Annotated in this window: 14 protein-coding genes and 1 tRNA gene; 9 read left to right on the forward strand and 6 right to left on the reverse strand. The window is 73.4% G+C overall.

Translation table 11 applies throughout. From position 1 onward, the window contains the following. Positions 1 to 12 precede the first annotated feature (12 nt). Positions 13 to 510, reverse strand: a complete 498-nt coding sequence (locus ACH443_RS10680; RefSeq protein WP_429763697.1) for a hypothetical protein — start codon at positions 508 to 510, stop codon at positions 13 to 15. 160 nt (positions 511 to 670) lie between these two features. Here ACH443_RS10680 and ACH443_RS10685 point away from each other — a divergent pair, with 160 nt between their 5' ends. After that, entirely contained in the window at positions 671 to 1,537 is an 867-nt protein-coding gene (locus tag ACH443_RS10685) for an aminotransferase class IV (RefSeq protein ID WP_430590281.1), read from the forward strand. Positions 1,538 to 1,596: 59 nt separating this feature from the next. Then, a tRNA-Val gene (locus ACH443_RS10690) sits at positions 1,597 to 1,668 on the forward strand. Positions 1,669 to 1,903: 235 nt separating this feature from the next. Here ACH443_RS10690 and ACH443_RS10695 read toward each other — a convergent pair. Next, positions 1,904 to 3,280 carry a glutamate decarboxylase gene (locus tag ACH443_RS10695; protein WP_429763695.1) on the reverse strand — a complete coding sequence of 459 codons (1,377 nt, stop codon included), beginning with the start codon at positions 3,278 to 3,280 and terminating at the stop codon, positions 1,904 to 1,906. Between the two features lie 206 nt (positions 3,281 to 3,486). Between ACH443_RS10695 and ACH443_RS10700 the strand changes: the two genes are divergently transcribed. Next, positions 3,487 to 3,948: a DUF7144 family membrane protein gene (locus tag ACH443_RS10700; RefSeq protein ID WP_429763694.1), complete on the forward strand. Its 462-nt coding sequence runs from the start codon at positions 3,487 to 3,489 to the stop codon at positions 3,946 to 3,948. Positions 3,949 to 4,014: 66 nt separating this feature from the next. Then, the gene (locus tag ACH443_RS10705) at positions 4,015 to 4,278 is read left to right on the forward strand and encodes a hypothetical protein (protein WP_429763693.1); all 264 of its coding nucleotides are present in this window, start codon (positions 4,015 to 4,017) and stop codon (positions 4,276 to 4,278) included. Positions 4,279 to 4,323: 45 nt separating this feature from the next. Here the strand turns inward: ACH443_RS10705 and ACH443_RS10710 are convergent, their stop codons facing one another. Continuing rightward, positions 4,324 to 7,110 carry a LuxR C-terminal-related transcriptional regulator gene (locus ACH443_RS10710; protein ID WP_430590282.1) on the reverse strand — a complete coding sequence of 929 codons (2,787 nt, stop codon included), beginning with the start codon at positions 7,108 to 7,110 and terminating at the stop codon, positions 4,324 to 4,326. A gap of 415 nt (positions 7,111 to 7,525) precedes the next feature. Here ACH443_RS10710 and ACH443_RS10715 point away from each other — a divergent pair, with 415 nt between their 5' ends. Continuing rightward, positions 7,526 to 8,794 (forward strand): family 43 glycosylhydrolase, encoded by a 1,269-nt coding sequence (locus ACH443_RS10715; protein ID WP_430590283.1) that lies wholly within the window; start codon positions 7,526 to 7,528, stop codon positions 8,792 to 8,794. Between the two features lie 26 nt (positions 8,795 to 8,820). Here the strand turns inward: ACH443_RS10715 and ACH443_RS10720 are convergent, their stop codons facing one another. After that, positions 8,821 to 9,609 (reverse strand): uracil-DNA glycosylase family protein, encoded by a 789-nt coding sequence (locus ACH443_RS10720; RefSeq protein WP_429763690.1) that lies wholly within the window; start codon positions 9,607 to 9,609, stop codon positions 8,821 to 8,823. A 167-nt stretch (positions 9,610 to 9,776) separates the two neighbouring features. Between ACH443_RS10720 and ACH443_RS10725 the strand changes: the two genes are divergently transcribed. From ACH443_RS10725 to ACH443_RS10740, 4 genes are read left to right on the forward strand one after another with little or no spacing between them, the layout of a single operon-like run. Further along, positions 9,777 to 11,309, forward strand: a complete 1,533-nt coding sequence (locus tag ACH443_RS10725; protein WP_430590284.1) for an amidohydrolase family protein — start codon at positions 9,777 to 9,779, stop codon at positions 11,307 to 11,309. Continuing rightward, positions 11,306 to 12,967, forward strand: a complete 1,662-nt coding sequence (locus ACH443_RS10730; RefSeq protein ID WP_430590285.1) for a S41 family peptidase — start codon at positions 11,306 to 11,308, stop codon at positions 12,965 to 12,967. Before ACH443_RS10725 ends, ACH443_RS10730 begins: the two co-directional genes overlap by 4 nt. Before the next feature lie 46 nt (positions 12,968 to 13,013). After that, on the forward strand, positions 13,014 to 13,265 hold the full coding sequence (locus ACH443_RS10735) for a hypothetical protein (protein ID WP_429763687.1): 252 nt from the start codon (positions 13,014 to 13,016) through the stop codon (positions 13,263 to 13,265). 44 nt (positions 13,266 to 13,309) lie between these two features. Then, positions 13,310 to 14,329 (forward strand): LacI family DNA-binding transcriptional regulator, encoded by a 1,020-nt coding sequence (locus ACH443_RS10740; protein WP_430590286.1) that lies wholly within the window; start codon positions 13,310 to 13,312, stop codon positions 14,327 to 14,329. Between the two features lie 13 nt (positions 14,330 to 14,342). On the opposite strand, the gene ACH443_RS10745 is transcribed toward ACH443_RS10740, so the two are convergent. Together ACH443_RS10745 and ACH443_RS10750 are read right to left on the reverse strand one after the other, a co-directional pair. Then, positions 14,343 to 14,771, reverse strand: a complete 429-nt coding sequence (locus tag ACH443_RS10745) for an MmcQ/YjbR family DNA-binding protein (RefSeq protein ID WP_430590287.1) — start codon at positions 14,769 to 14,771, stop codon at positions 14,343 to 14,345. A 7-nt stretch (positions 14,772 to 14,778) separates the two neighbouring features. Beyond that, complete coding sequence (locus ACH443_RS10750) at positions 14,779 to 15,561, reverse strand: GTP pyrophosphokinase family protein (RefSeq protein ID WP_430556237.1); 783 nt, start codon at positions 15,559 to 15,561, stop codon at positions 14,779 to 14,781. Between the last annotated feature and the right edge of the window lie 96 nt (positions 15,562 to 15,657).

Raw genomic sequence — 15,657 nt, forward strand, 5'->3', positions numbered from 1 at the left:
GGTGCGCCGAGGTCAGGGCGTGACGCCGTCGGCTGCCAGGCCCGGGGACGCGACGGCAGGTGCGCCGCGATCGGCCCGGCCGCGCGCCGCCACGCGCCAGCCCGTGTACAGCGAGACGCCGAACAGGAGCAGCGCGTTGACCCCGTGCAGGCCGCCCAGGAACGGGACGCTGTGCCCCGCGATGCCCAGCGTGGCCTGGAGCGCCACCAGCAGCAGGATCGCGAGGCCCCAGCGCCAGGCGCCGCGCACGCCCGCGAAGAACGAGGCGACGAACGTCAGGAGGGCGACGACGGGGATCACCATCATCCCGTTCGTCCCGTGCAGCAGCATGCCGGACTGCTCCGGGAAGACCTCCTCGCCGGCGAACACCTGCTCCATCGCCGCCTGGTCGAGGACGCCGCCGTCGTCGATGTAGAGGCCCATGCCCGCCACCGCGTAGACGATCACGGCCGCCTGGACGACGACGCCCGCGGCGACGACGTACGCGAGCACACGAAACACCTGTCTCATGCCGATCACCTCGATCGTGCAGGGGCCGCGCTGTCGCGACCCGTTCTCTGATGGTGAGACGGGCGCAGTGCCCCCGCTACGAGCGACCGGGGTGAACCAGGGGTGAATTCGAACGCCCCGGGCGACGCCGTCCGGGCGTGATGTCGGGCACACTGGCCCCATGAGTCTGGTGATCTGGGCGGAGGGCCGCCTCGTCGGGCAGGGGGAGGCCGCGCTGAGCGCCGTCGACCACGGCATCACGGTCGGCGACGGCGTCTTCGAGACGTGCACGGTCTTCGACGGTCGGGCGTTCGCGCTCACGCGGCACCTGCGGCGCCTCGCGCGCTCGGCCACCGGGCTCGGCCTCGCAGCCCCCGACGAGCAGAAGGTGCGCGACGGCGTCGCGGCCGCGCTCGCCGAGGCCGTGCGCCTCGACGGCGCGTTCGACGGCCGGCTCCGCATCACCGTCACGGCCGGTGTCGGCCCGCTCGGCTCCGGCCGCGTCGACGCGCCGGAGACCGTCGTCGTGGCCGCGCAGCAGTCGGCCATGGCGCCCACGTCGCGGTCGGCGCGCTCGCCGTGGCCGCGCAACGAACGGTCCGCCGTCGCGGGCCTCAAGACGACGTCGTACGCCGAGAACGTGGTGGCCCTCGCGGACGCCGTGGGGAAGGGCGGAGACGAGTCGATCCTGCCCAACACCGTCGGCGACCTGTGCGAGGGCACGGGGTCCAACGTGTTCGTCGAGCGCGACGGCGAGCTGGTCACCCCGACCCTCGACTCCGGCTGCCTTGCCGGCATCACCCGCGCCCTCACGCTCGAGTGGGCGGCGGAGGAGGGGCTGCCCGTGCGCGAGGCGAAGGAGGGTGAGCTGTCCTTCACGGTGCTCGACGAGGTGTCTGAGGGTCGCGCGCAGCTCGCGCTCACGTCGTCGGGGCGCAACGTGCAGCCCGTCGTCTGGCTGGACGGCGTCGGCGTCGAGGCGGGGGACGTGACCCGTGCGGCGCGCGAGCTCTTCGAGCGGAACTGCCGCGAGCGCCTCGACCCGTGAGTGCCCGCGGCGCCGGTTTGGTCCGCCGCCCGATCTGTGGCTAATATCGTCCACGCACCGGGCGATTGGCGCAGTGGTAGCGCGCTTCGTTCACACCGAAGAGGTCACTGGTTCGAACCCAGTATCGCCCACCCGTAAGCAAGGCCCCTTGACCAGCGAGCACGCTGAGCAGGGGGCCTTGTCGCATCCCGGGGCCCGCCGCAGGTGGTCTGCTGCGCGGGCAGGCCCGCCGCTGGGGTGGTGTCATGGGCCGGGCCGGGGCGTGGCGGTCGCCCTCCACAGGCGGGGGAGTCGCGACCCGGAGCCCGACCACGGGGGCGTCGACCTGCGAGGGCCGGCGTAGGACGTCTGCGGCACCCGCGACCGTCAGTGGCCGCTGCCCGTGACGATCCGGCGGCGTTCCGACTCGTGCACGCCCCCCTTCTTGTCCAGGGTCGCGCACGCCTCCTCGATGTCCCGGGCGAGCGTGTCGACGTGCTCCCGGCTGAGGGTCTGCTTCACGAGCGCTCGCATGATCGTCACGTCCTGCGCGTCGGGGGGCAGGGTGTACGCCGGGACCATCCAGCCGCGTTCGGCGGACAGCTGCCAGGCGATGTCGAACTCGTCGTAGGGCTGCCCCTGGTCCGCGAGCCGGAAGGCGACGAGAGGCAGCTGCTCCTCGCCGGCCCCGATCAGCTCGAACCGGCCGATGGCCTGCAGCTTCTCCGCCAGCGCGCGTGCGTTGAGCTGCATGTTGCGCATGATGTAGGTGTATCCGGCGCGCCCGTAGCGCACCAGGTTGTAGTACTGCGCCAGGACCATCGCGGAGCCGGTGGAGAAGTTCAGGGTGAAGGTGGCGTCGGTCTTGCCGAGGTAGTTCTCCTCGAACACGAGCTCCGGAGCGAGGTCGGCCCGCTCGCGGAAGATCAGCCAGCCGATGCCGGGATAGACGAGCCCGAACTTGTGGCCCGACACGTTGATGGACCGCACCTGCTCGAGGCGGAAGTCCCAGGGGGAGTCGGGGTAGAGGAACGGCCAGACGAAGCCCCCGCTCGCGGCGTCGACGTGCAACGGGACGTCGAGACCTCGCGTCTCCTTGAGGTGCACCAGCAGGTCGTTGATACCCACGACGTCGTCCTTGTGCCCCGTGAACGTCGTGCCCAGGACGGCGGCGACCCCGATCGTGTTCTCGTCGACGTGCGGGGCGACGTCGTCCGGGCCGATGGTGTACTTGCCCGGCGTCAACGGGACGATCCTCGGCTCGACGTCGAAGTACCGGCAGAACTTCTCCCAGACCACGTGGACGTCGCCGCCGAAGACGAGGTTCGGGTTCGACGTCGACGCCCGCGCCGCCTCTCGGCGCTTGCGCCAGCCCCACTTCAGGGAGAGCGCGCCGAGCATGATCGCCTCGGAGGACCCCTGCGTGCGCGCGCCGGTCGTCTCGCCGGGCGCGTGGAAGAGGTCGGCGAGCATGCGGATGCACCGCTGCTCGATCTCCGCGGTCCGGGGATACTCCGCGTGGTCGATGAAGTTCCGGTGCAGGTTCTGGGCGATCACCCGTTGAGCCTCGGGCTCCATCCAGGTGGTCACGAAGGTCGCCAGGTTGCGTGCGGGGTCGCCCTCCAGCGCCAGATCCTCCCCGACCAGCCGCATCGCGTCGACGGCGGACATGCCGTCCTGGGGAAACTCGCTGGTCGGGACCTCTTCGATCGCAAAGCGGTTGCCGAACAGCGTGGCGTCGACGTCGCGTGGCGGGGTGCTCATGGATACTCCTCCGGCCGGGCTCCAGGCACACATCCTCGTCCGTGCCTCCTGCGAAGTACTCACCCTCTTCGGGTGAGCGCGGGACGGGGCGCCGGCGGGGTCGGCGCTCCGCGCGGGTGCGGCGCTCACCCGTTCGGGAGGAGGCCGCCCGCCTCTCCGGGGCCCACCCTGGAGGGGACCGCCCCCCCGCGCACCGAGGAGCCGACATGACCGACACCAGCTCGACCGCCGCCTACGGTTCGCCCGGCCCGTACGTCCCGGGCCAGTTCACCCAGACCCCCGAGGCCACGGGATGGGCGGGCTGGGTGGTCTTCGCCGGGACCCTGATGATCATGCTCGGGATCTTCCACGCCATCCAGGGTGTGGTCGCGCTGTTCAACGACGAGTACTTCCTCGTCGGTCCCAGCGGGCTCACCCTTCAGCTGGACTACAGCGCGTGGGGCTGGGTGCACCTGATCGGTGGGACCGTCGTGCTCCTGGCGGGCGTCGGCCTGCTGGCCGGCCAGATGTGGGCCCGGGTCGTCGGGGTCCTGCTGGCGATCGTCAGCGCGGTCGCCAACTTCGCGTTCATCGCGGCCTACCCGGTGTGGAGCACCATCATGATCGCGATGGACGTCGTCATCATCTTCGCCCTCACGATGCACGGCCAGGAGCTCCGCAGGCGCTGAGGTCCTCCCGCCGGTCCCGGACGGGGCCGATCCAGCAGGTCTGCAGCGAGAGAAGGGGAACGGGAGATGGCACAGCGGGCCGAGGCGGGCGCCATGATCTACGAGATCCGGGTCGACGGCCGGCTCGACCCGGCCCGGCTGGCGGACTACGCCGCGGTCACAGCACGGCACCAGGAGGCCGGGACCGTGCTGACCTGCGCCATCGTGGACGCGTCGGCGCTGACCGGCATGATCGCGCTGATCGCCGACCTCGGCCTGATCGTGCGTGACGTCCACCAGGTGTCGGCCGGCGCGTCGGTGACGCCGTCGTCCGACAGCTCGCCGCGGTGACCCCGCGACCCGCTCGACCGCCCCGCCCGGCCCGGAGGGCATGACTCAGAGGGCATGACGTTCCGTGGCGATGCGGACGGCGTCACGCCGGCCGGCGGCCCCGAGCTTGCGATAGATGGCCCGCAGGTGCGTCTTGACGGTGTTGGACGAGACGAACAGCGCCTGGGCGATCTCGGTCGTCGTCATCGGGGAGCGGAGGTAGACCAGGACGGTGCGCTCTCGGGCCGTGAGCTCCCAGTAGGACCGCCGTCGGTGGTCGTCCCCGCGGGGCTGCATCCGCGCGACGATGTCGGCCACCAGCTCGAGGTGCCCGGTGCCCCAGGCCTGGTGGTCGTGGAGCAGACCGCGCAGGTCCGCGCCGCGCTCGACGAAGGGGCGGCGGATCCTGGCAGGGCTCGCCACCTCCAACGCCCGCTCAAGCCTGTGGTGTGCCTCCCGCACCCTGCCGCGATCACGTTCCAGCAGGGCCTCGGTGAGCGTGGCGGCCACGTCGATGTGGGAGACGCGCCGGTCGGCGGGGATCCGGGCGAGGGCGGTCGCGGCCCCGGCGACGTCTCCGACCCGACGGGAGACCTCTGCCTCCCAGAGGCTCACGACGGGGTGTCGTTCGCCCGGGTCCGTGGTCGTCAGCGCGGCCAACGCCAACTCGTCGTTCCCACGCGCGTACGCCACGATCGCGTCGACCAGCCGGGCGAAGCCGACCAGGTACGGCGGTGCCGCCTCGGCGGACACGCCCGCGAGCGCACGGGCACGGTCCAGGACGGCCGCGTCGTCGCTCGCGACCGCGATCAGCGCGAGGAGGACCGCCGCGTGGAGCCGGTAGCCGGCCTGCCGTGGCGTGGCCAGGCGGAGCACCTGGTCGAGGCTGCGCCGGGCGGGCACGAGCTCGTCCCGCCAGAAGTCGGCGAGGCTGCACGTCAGGTATGCGGGGACGACGATGCCGGCCCAGTGCTGGCCCGTGCGGTGCGCCCGGCCGATCGAGTCACGGGCGAGCGCGTCGGCCTCGTCGAGACGCCCGCTCATGAAGAGCGGGACGGACATCGAGGCGCGGCACGCGAAGCCGATCGCCGGCAGCTGGTGCTCGGCGGCGAGAGCCGCGCCCTCCCTCAGGTGCCGGAGCGCGGTGGCGGGGTCGCGCTGGAGCTGGGCGACCGCCTCTCCGACGAGGAGGTGCCCGAACGCGCGGGCGACGGGCGCGTCCGTCGCGTCACGGAGTGCCGCGCGCCCCCGGCGGACCGCCTCCTCCGGGCCGGGCCGACCCGGGGCCAGGAAGTCCGTCAGGAGCACGTCGGTGAGCTCGAACCGGCGGCGGCGTCGGGCCGGCAGCCGGCCCGCGACGGAGCGGGCCCTGCTCATCGCGATATCGGCTGACCGGCCGTCGAGCAGCTGCCCCACCGCGCGGAGCTGGAGCACCTCGGCGTCGTCGGACCGGGGCGCGGGGATCCGTTCGCACAGGTCGGTCAGGGCACCGGAGTCGCTGCGGACGAGGAGCTCAGGCCAGCGCTCCGTGAGCACGTCGGCGGCGAGGCCGGGGTCGTCCGCCGCGAGAGCGGCGGAGACGGCCTCGGCGGCGTCACGCGTGCGCCAGTGGTTCGCGACGACCCGATGCAGCTCCTGAACCGTCCCGGGCGACCTCTCGGTCATGATGGCGCGGCACTGGGACGCGAACACCGGGTGCCAGCGGTACGACGGCTCGCTCTCCGTCTCTGCCTCGGGTGCCAGGAAGACGGCCTTCCGGGCCGCCTCCGCGAGCAGCTCGGCACCGCCCGTACCGTCGTGGAGCGCCTCCGCCAGCCCGGCGTCGATGCGGTCGCCGACGGTGGCCCGCATGACGAACCGTGCCAGGTCGGGCCGCAGCGCGCCGAGCACCTCCTCGGTCAGGTACTCGGTGAGCGGGAGGTCGCCACGCTGCAGACCTGCGAGCCGGTAGACGGGTGCGGGGTCGTCCTCGACCGTGAGGAGGGCCATCCGGACGGCGGCCGGCCAACCCCGGGTGAGCGCGCTCAGCGAGCTGGCGACCTCGGGGGTGAGCGACGGGCCGGTCAGGGCGGCGAGCTCGGCGATCTCACGGGCGGAGAAGGCGAGGTCGTGCTCGCGTACCTCGCCGAGCTCGCCCGCGAGACGCAGGCGGTGCAGCGGCAGCTCCGGATCCGACCTGCTGGACAGGAGGAGATGGAATCCGCCGGGGGCGAGGCGGATCAGCCGCGCGAGGACCTCCCGCGCCTTGGCGCCGGCGAGCAGGTGGAGGTCGTCGACGACCAGGACCATCGGTTCGACGAGCGCCTCGATCGCGCGCACCAGCTCGTCGTGGTGGTCGGGCCAGCCGGCGTCCCGCGGCCACCGGCCGATGGGGTCGCGGCAGGCGATCTCCAGGAGCGGGCCCGCGTCGTCCCGTGCCTGCCCGTGCGCCGCGACCTGCAAGGCCGCGACCACGTGACGGAAGAATCGGCGCGGGTCGCTGTCGAACGCGTCCACCGTGAGCCAGCCGACGGTGGTGTCGGTGCGGTGGCACCACTGGGCCAGCACCGAGGTCTTCCCGAAGCCGGCGGGTGCTGCCACGAGCGTCACCGGGCGGTGGACGACGACGTCGTCCAGGAGCGACATGAGCCGGGCGCGCGGGATGATCTGCTCGCCGAGCGGGGGGACCGTGACCTTCGTGACCGGCGTCGAGAGGGCCGCGTCGCCGGGGGCGTGCGTCCCGTGCGCCGGGCTCTCCGCGCCGGCCGGCGTCCGGGTCAGGGGCGGCCGGTGGGCGCCCGGGACCGCCCCGGACAGGCGGAGCTCCGGGGTGACCTGCGACGCCCCGCGCGAGCGCCCGTCGGGGTTGCTCATCCTGGACCCGTGGCTCTCTGCCGTCGCCGCCCACCGCCGGCACGTTGTCAGCGTCCGGATCGTCGACGAGGCGGACGTACCGTGTCGAGTGTAGGAGCGGGCCGGGCGGTCTGTCCCACGTCGGGCACCCCGGCGCCGTGACTTCACCCTCATGTGCACCTGTCGACAAGCGCCTCAGGCTCATGCTCTGCTCCGCGAGAACGGGTGGGGCCCGGTGCTCGTCCCGGACCACAACTCCGACGACCTGAGAGCCTGGTTCGGGCTCGACGGCGCGACCCTCGCCACGCTCCGCGAGCACCGGCTGCTCGACGACAGGTCCGCCGACGGCGAGCTCCGGCACTTCTCGGCTGATCGTCGTCGACCGTGGCGTGCAAGCGCTTTCCTCCGTCCGTGGACTGTGGTCTGCTGTCGGCCCATGATCCTCAACGGAGTGCCTTGGTTCGACGACCGCGGCGAGGTCGTCAACGCCCACGGCGCCTGCCTCGTGGACCACGAGGGGCGCTACTACCTGTTCGGCGAGCACAAGACCGACGACGTCAACCGGTTCGACGGCGTGGGGTGCTGGTCCTCGGCCGACCTCGAGCACTGGACGTTCGAGCGCGTCGTCCTGCCGGTGCAGCCGGACGGTCCGCTCGGGCCGGACCGGGTGGGCGAGCGCCCGAAGGTGATGCGCTGCCCGGCCACCGGGCGCTTCGTGATGTACGTGCACGCGGACGACCTCGGCTACACCGACCCGCTGGTCGCCGTCGCCACGTGCGACACCGTGGCCGGCGAGTACCGCTGGCACGGCCCGCTCGTGCACCAGGGCGAGCCCGTCCGCCGGTGGGACATCGGCGCGTTCCAGGACGACGACGGCACGGGCTACCTGCTGGTGCACGAGGGCGACGTGTACCGGTTGGGCGACGACTACCTGACGGCGGAGGAGAAGGTCGCGGAGAACCTGGCCCCCGGCGGCGAGTCGCCCGCCATGTGGCGCTCCGACGACGGCTACCACCTCCTGATGTCGCGGAAGACGTCCTGGGAGCGCAACGACAACGAGGTGCTCACCGCGCCGTCCGTGCACGGCCCGTGGCGGCGCGCCGGGCTGCTGGCCCCCGAGGGCACGCTGACGCACAACTCGCAGTGCTCCTTCGTGGCTCGCGTACGGCGGGGCGACGACGTCGTGCCGATGTACCTCGGCGACCGCTGGTCGTTCCCGCACCAGGCCTCGGCGGCGACCCAGGTGTGGCTGCCGCTCCTGACCGACGGCGGGCGGGCGCGGCTGGGGGAGTACTGGCCCGCCTGGGACCCGGCGACCGGGGAACCGGTGCCCCTCGACCACGACGCCGCGGGCGCCGTGGCTGCCGTCGACGCGCCGTTCCGGTCCGCCGGCCCCGGCGATCGCCTCGAGGTCGACCTGGAAGGGGCGCGGTTCGCCGTGGTCGGCACGTCGGACGACGAGAGCGGGTATGCCCGGGTCGAGCTGCTCGACGACGGGCGCGTCGAGACGTCGCACCTCGTGGACTTCTACTCGAAGGTGCCCGACACCGGCCCGCGCTACGTCTCGCCCGTGCTGCCGGCGGGGCGCTGGACGCTGCGCGTGACGCCCACGGGCGAGGTGCCGACGTGGTCCCAGAAGGACGGCACCAGGTTCGGGTCGACGGGCAGCCGCGTCACCGTGCACCGGGTGCTCGTCCTCGCCTGATCGGATCGCCCCGAGGGCGGACCCGCTCAGGCAGGCGGCATCTCGATGGTGATGTTGGCGCGCTCGGTGCCCGGCGGGTCGCCGAGGGTCGCCCAGAAGTCGGTGTCGCGCATCCAGCCGGGGAGGCCGGCGGGGAGGTCGCGGCTCGGGATGGCGGGCAGCTCGGCGGGCGTGAAGTCGGCGCCGTAGGGGACGAGGGGGCGCGCCTCGTCGGGCTGCTGGATCCTCGCGTGCAGCCGCCCCAGCGCCACGTTCCAGTTGTCGAGCAGGTCCTGGCGGCTGATCGGCCCGCCCGGCTTGTCCGCCGTCGGGTGCAGGGCTCGCTGGTGGAACACGGAGACGCCGGCGCCCTCGGGCGAGGTCACGAACGTGCGCCAGGCCTCGAAGGCGGGGGTGCCGAACGTCACCACCGCCTCGATGCGGCCCGGCGCGAGCGCCGCCGCGAACCACCGGTGGCGGTAGGCGACGACCTCCGGGTCGTTCAGGTGGGGCAGCGCCATCTTCTGGTTGTAGATGCCGTAGAGGAACGCGTTGACCATGAGGTAGCTCGACGTGAACCCGAGCTTCTCGACGAAGCCCTGCACCCGGCGTCCCGCCTGCCCGGACAGGATGCGCCGGGTGAACGCCTCGGTCTGGGCAGGGTCCTGCCCGACGACGAGCAGCCGGGCGGTGCCGTTCGCGCGGCCCCGGTAGAACACGGGCCCCCACAGCGACCGGAAGCCGTCGGCGCCGCGGAACACGGTGTCGTCGGGGTAGGTGCGGCACAGCGTCCGGAACCGGCCGGTGGGCCCGGCGTCGAACGGGTCGGTGATCATGGCGCCTCCTCACCGACAGGGAGCGCCGCGCGGCGTCCGCACGCACGCGCACGACCGGGTGAAGTCGGGGCGCACAGCCGGTGGGACGCTGTCGCCCGTGCCGACAATGAGGGAGCAGTCCCGGTGCGGGCGCCCGCCCCGCCGGGGTCGACCTCAGGGGGACGGCCATGGCGCAGCTGGTCATCACCGGGAACGTCGCGACGATGGCGCAGGGGGCGACGGCGCCCCCGGTGCCCGGTCGGGTCTGGATCGACGGCGACACCGTCGTCGACGTGACGACCGGGCGCCGCCGGGTCGCCGGCTTCTCCCGGGCCCCGGAGGTCGACGTCGGCGACGCGGTCGTGCTGCCGGGGTTCGTCGACATGCACAACCATCTGGCCTACAACGCCCTGCCGCTCTGGACGGAGCCCGGCCGCACCGAGCCGTGGCTGCACAACAAGCACTGGCCGGACGCCGACACCTACACCGAGTCGATCACCGAGCCGGCCTGGGTGTACGCGAAGGCCTGCCCCGAGGCGCTGCTCGCCTACGTGCAGGTGCGGGCGATGGCCGGGGGAGCGACCGCGGCGCAGGGGTGGCCCACCGCGAACCGCGGGTATCGCACCGTTATGCGCAACGTCGACGCCGAGGACGTCGGCACCGGCCGGGACGACCTGATCTACACCTCGGTGGTCACCAAGACGGGCGAGGCGCTCACCACCGCCGTCCGCCGCATGGCCGCCGGATCCGGGTTCATCTACCACTGCGCGGAGGGGCGCCGCGGCTCCCGCGTCCTGTCCGACTACACGGACCTGGACCGCGCCGACGGGCTGCTCCCCACCCTGCTGGCCGTGCACGCCTGCGCGGTGGACGCCGACGGCTGGGCCCGGTGGGACACCGCCGAGGCGGGCGGTGTCGTCTGGTCGCCCCTGTCCAACCTCCTGCTCTACGCCGAGACGACGCTCGTCGACGACGCGCGCGCCCGCGGGATCACCGTGTGCCTGGGCAGCGACTGGGGCCCGTCGGGCACGAAGAACCTCCTCGGCGAGATGAAGGTGGCCCGCATCGCCGCCGACCACCTCGGCTACGACCTCACCGACGCACAGATCGTCGAGATGGTCACCAGCAACCCCGGCACGCTGCTCGAGCGGTGCTGGCACCGACCCGTCGGCCGCCTCGTCCCGGGGGCGCTCGCGGACGTCACCGTCGTGCGGGGGCGGGGGCGCGGCGACGCCTGGACGCGCGTCGTCGCCGCCCGGGAACGCGACGTCGCCCTCGTCGTCGTCGGCGGCGTCCCGCGCTACGGGGACACGAGCCTCATGACGGCGGCCGCGGCGCCGCCCAGCTTCGCCGCCACGGTCGGGGGCCGACGGCGCCGGGTCGCGGTGCCGGACCCCGCGGACCCGCAGCGGGCCTGGTCGTGGCGGGCGGTCCTGGACACGCTGCGGGAGGTGCAGCAGGACCCCCAGCAGGCCATCGCGACCGCCCAGGCGCGCGCCTCCGCCGGCCCGCGCTTCGCGGAGGACGCCGAGCTCGAGCTCTTCCTCGACATGCCCGACACCCGGCGCACCGGCCGTGCCGGGCCGCCCAAGGACCCGGCCACGGTCCGGATCCCACCGGTGCCCGCGCCGGAGCACGACGCGGCGTACTTCGACCTCCTCGACGCCGCGCCGATCCCGCAGGGCGTGCTCGCCCCGCTGCGCGCGAGGTTCGGGCAGTGACGCCCCCGAGCCCGGCGGCCCTCCGGGCGCGCGCCGGCAGCCGCCTCGACGACGTCGTGCCCACCCGGGCCGAGCCCGGACCGGAGCCGGTGGCGCTCACCGCGACGCAGCAGCACGACCTCGTCGACCTCTGGACCACGCTGCTCACCGACGTCTACGTGCACGCCGGGCAGAAGCGCGCGCTCTACGGGTACGACCCGCTGCGGGCGCTCGCGGCCCTGCGCCGGGAGCTCCCCCTGCTCGACAGCGCCGGGTTCCTCCGGGCGCTCACCAGGGTGGTCAACCGGCTGCGCGACCAGCACACCCAGCTGTTCGTGGGCGCACCGGGGGCCGAGCCGTACGTCGCCGCGCTGCCGTTCCTCGTGGAGCCGTTCGGCCCGTACACGTCGCCCACGTTCCTGGTCACCAAGACGACGGGCGAGGCGCCCGACCCGGCGTTCGCCCCCGGGGTGCGGCTCACCACCTGGAACGCCGTGCCCTTCACCAGGGCGGTCGACCTGTTCGCCGACACCCTCACCGGGGGCCGGCCGGACGCGCGCCGGGCGCGCGCCCTCGAGACGCTCACCCAGCGGCCGCTCGCCTACCTGCCCCCGCCGGACGAGCTGTGGGTCGACGTCGGCTTCCGGCTCCCCGGGGACCCGGCGGGCGACCCCGACCGCACCGCCCGGTTCGAGTGGCGGGCGATCCGCCCGGGGGCGGCCGCGACCGCCGACGACCGGGTCGCGACCCGGACACGCCGCGGGATCGACGTCGTGGGCGAGACCGCGCGCCGCGCCCGCAAGCTGTTGTTCGCCACCGACCTGTGGGAGGGCGACCGGCAGGGTGTCCAGCCCCGGGCGAAGGGCTCCGGCTGGCTGCGCACCAGCGTGGCCGACGCCCTCGCCGCCCGGCCGGTGACGACCTCGCACGGCACGTTCGGCTACCTGCGGATCTGGACGTTCGACGTGCGCCACCCCGGACGGTTCGTCGACGAGGTCGCCCGGCTCCTTCGCCGGCTGCCCCAGGAGGGTCTCGTCGTCGACCTGCGCTCCAACCCGGGGGGCGTCGTCGACGCGGCCGAGCGGTTGTTCCAGCTCTTCACGGACCGACGCGTCGAGCCCGTGCGGTTCGCGTGCCGCGCGACGCCGGCGATGGCCGACCTCGCCGAGGCCGATGGCAACGGCGCCGACCTCGCCGACTGGGCGGGCTCCCTGCGCGCCGCCCTCGACCTCGGCGAGGAGTTCTCCCAGCACCTGCCGCTCGCGGACCCCGACCTCTGCAACGGCGCGGCCCGCGCCTACCGGGGACCCGTCGTCGCCGTCGTCGACGCCAACACCTACTCGTGCGGCGACCTCTTCGCGGCCGGGATCGTGGACCACGGCATCGGGCGGGTGGTCGCCGTGGGCGCCGCGACCGGCGGGGGTGGCGCGAACGTCTGGACCGGCGACGACGTCCAGTACGCCTACCACGCGGCCCACCGCACGCTCCCGGCGCTGCCGCCCGGGATCGGCTTCTCGCTCGCGGTGCGCCGCATGGTCCGGTCCGGCACGTCCGCGGGCCTCGCGATCGAGGACGTCGGGGTGGCCGGCGAGGAGCGGTACGACATGACCGAGCGTGACGTCGTGGACGGGAACCCCGACCTGCTCGAGCACTGCACCGCGCTCCTCGCCTCCGCGTAGCCGCGCGAGGTCAGGACGCCGGGGCCGCCGTCGTGAACAGTCCGCGGTGCACGATCTCCCGGGCCCGCGTGCCGCGGGCGGCGGCCAGGGACTTGAGGTCGGCGACGTTGTGCTCGAGGACGGCCGACGCCAGCGCCTCGCGGCCCCGACGTCGTACAGCCCCGGCCCTGTCGCGTTCCACCGCCTGCTGGCCGAGTGGCGCGAGGGCGACATGAGCGACGTCCTCGTGCTGTCCGGCGACGGGGCCACGGCCCGGCCCGAGCGTGCCGGCGCCGGGCTCGCGGCGCGGCGCGGGTAATCTCGTCCCGTCCCCACCCGCAGGCCCGAGGAGCGACGACCCCGGTGAGACGTTCGTCCCCCAGCATCTCGGACGTCGCGCGCGCCGCCGGTGTGTCGATGGGCACGGTGTCGAACGTCCTCAACGGCACGGTGCGCGTCTCCCCGGCGACCCGGGCCCGGGTCGAGGCCGCGATCCGGGAGCTCGGGTTCGTCCGCAACGGCGTCGCGCGGTCGCTGGCGGCCGGTCGGAGCTCGACGCTCGGCTTCGTGATCATCGACCTCGCGAACTCCTACTTCCTGGACATCGCGCGGGGCGCCGAGGAGGAGGCCGGCCGGGCGGGGCTGAACCTGCTGCTGGCGAACTCCGACATGTCGGAGGAGAAGCAGCGCACGTACGTCGACCTGTTCGTCGAGGACCGGGTGGCGGGCATCCTCGTCGCGGCGAACCACGGGTCGACGCACGACCTGCACCGTTCGGCGCCGGGCGTGCCGCTCGTCGTCGTCGACGCGCCGGGCGACCACTCCGACGTCTGCTCCGTGGTGCCGGACAACGAGCTGGGCGGCTACCTCGCCGCGACGCACCTCGTCGAGCAGGGGCGCCGGCGGCTCCTGTTCGCCGGCACGACCGAGCTCGTGCCGGTCCGCGACCGCCTGCTGGGGGTCGAACGTGCCGTCGCCGAGCACCCGGGCGTCGTGCTCGAGGTGGAGCAGACGGGGAACGTCCAGGTCGAGGACGGGCGCCGCGTGGGCGACGACATCGTGCTGCGCGACCCCCGCGAGCGTCCCGACGCCGTCGTCGCGGCGGCGGACCTGCTCGCCGTGGGCGTGCAGCAGTCGCTGCTGCTGTCGTCGTCGCTGCGGGTGCCGGACGACGTCGCGATCATCGGCTACGACGACAACCGCGCCGCGTGGGACTCCGCCGTCCCGCTGTCGACGATTCGGCAGCCGGGGGAGGCCGTCGGCCGGGAGGCGGTGCGGCTCCTGCTGGAGGAGCTGGAGACCGGACCCGAGGCCCACCGGCACCGGCTCGTCACGTGCGAGCCGCGGCTCGTGGTGCGGGCGAGCACCGCCGGAACCTCCTGACGGGTCGGCGGGGTCAGCCGCCCGGCGGGAGCCGGCCGACGAGCACGTCGCGCAGGCCGGTGCGGGACCGCTCCGTGTCGTCGAGGTCGACCGGTCGCAGGCGACGGGGGAGTGCCGCGACGACCAGCGCGTACGCCTCGAGGACCAGCTCCTCCACGAGGTCGGGCGTGATCCCCGGCCCTGGGGCCAGCGAGATCCAGTGGCGCTTGTTCATGTGGTAGCCGGCGGTCACGCTCTCGAGCTCCTGGCGGAGCGCCTCGCCGTCGTCGGGCGTGCACTTGAGCGTCACGAGCGGGGTGCCCGTGACCTCCGTGGTCATGCAGAAGACCTTGCCCTGGACCTTGAACACGTCGTGGTCGGGCCCGAAGGGCCAGGTGCGGGTGGCACCGGGGAGGGCGAGCGCGACGGCGGTGGCGAGGTCCTGGTGCTCGGAGGGTCCCATGCCCGCCTCAGCTCTCGCGGGTCGTGCGGAGCACGTCTCCCTCGGCCTTGGCCGCCGTCCAGAAGGTGCGGAGCATCTCCTCGGGGGTGAGCAGCGAGTCCCGCTGCTCGACAGGCTCCGCCTCGCCGGCGATGGCCTTGACCTCGTCGTGGATGCGTTCCATGGAGCTGTCGAGCGACGACGCGACGTCGGCGGCGAGCTTGAGCGAGTCCGTGAGGTGCCGGGGCACGTCGCGCGCGTACTTGTAGTAGATCTTGTGCTCGAGGCTCGCCCAGAAGTCCATGGCGATGGTGCGCAGCTGGATCTCGACGACGACGTGCTCGACCCGGTCGGAGAGGTACACGGGCACCTGGACGATGAGGTGCAAGGACTTGTACCCGTTCGCCTTGGGGTGGGCGATGTAGTCGCGCTCCTCCAGGACGGTGATGTCGGCCTGGTTGGTCAGCATGTCGCGGACCTTGTAGATGTCGGAGACGAAGCTGCAGGTGACGCGGACCCCCGCGACGTCGAACATCTGCTGGCGCACGCCGTCGGGCGTCAGCGGGATGCCCTTGCGGCGGCACTTCGCCACGATCGACTCGAGCGACTTGAGTCGCGAGCCCACGTGCTCCACGGGGTTGTAGTTCTGCATGAGCCGGAACTCGTCGCGCAGGATCGAGATCTTCGTCATGACCTCGTCGATCCCGAACTTGTAGGTGAGGACGAGCCGGCGCAGCTGGTCGACCAGCTCCCGGATCTCGGCGACCGCGGGAGTGTGCTGCTCGGGTCCGTGCCCTGCGTCCTGGCTCACGGGCACCACGGTAGACGGGTTTCCTGACGCTCGATAATCCGATAAAAACGGTCGGAACTGTTCGGTATTCGAGACGGTCGGGAGGAACCGTTGACA

Origin of the sequence: Isoptericola sp. NPDC019571, assembly GCF_044389385.1 — a bacterium.
Taxonomy (GTDB): Bacteria; Actinomycetota; Actinomycetes; order Actinomycetales; family Cellulomonadaceae; genus Isoptericola; species Isoptericola nanjingensis.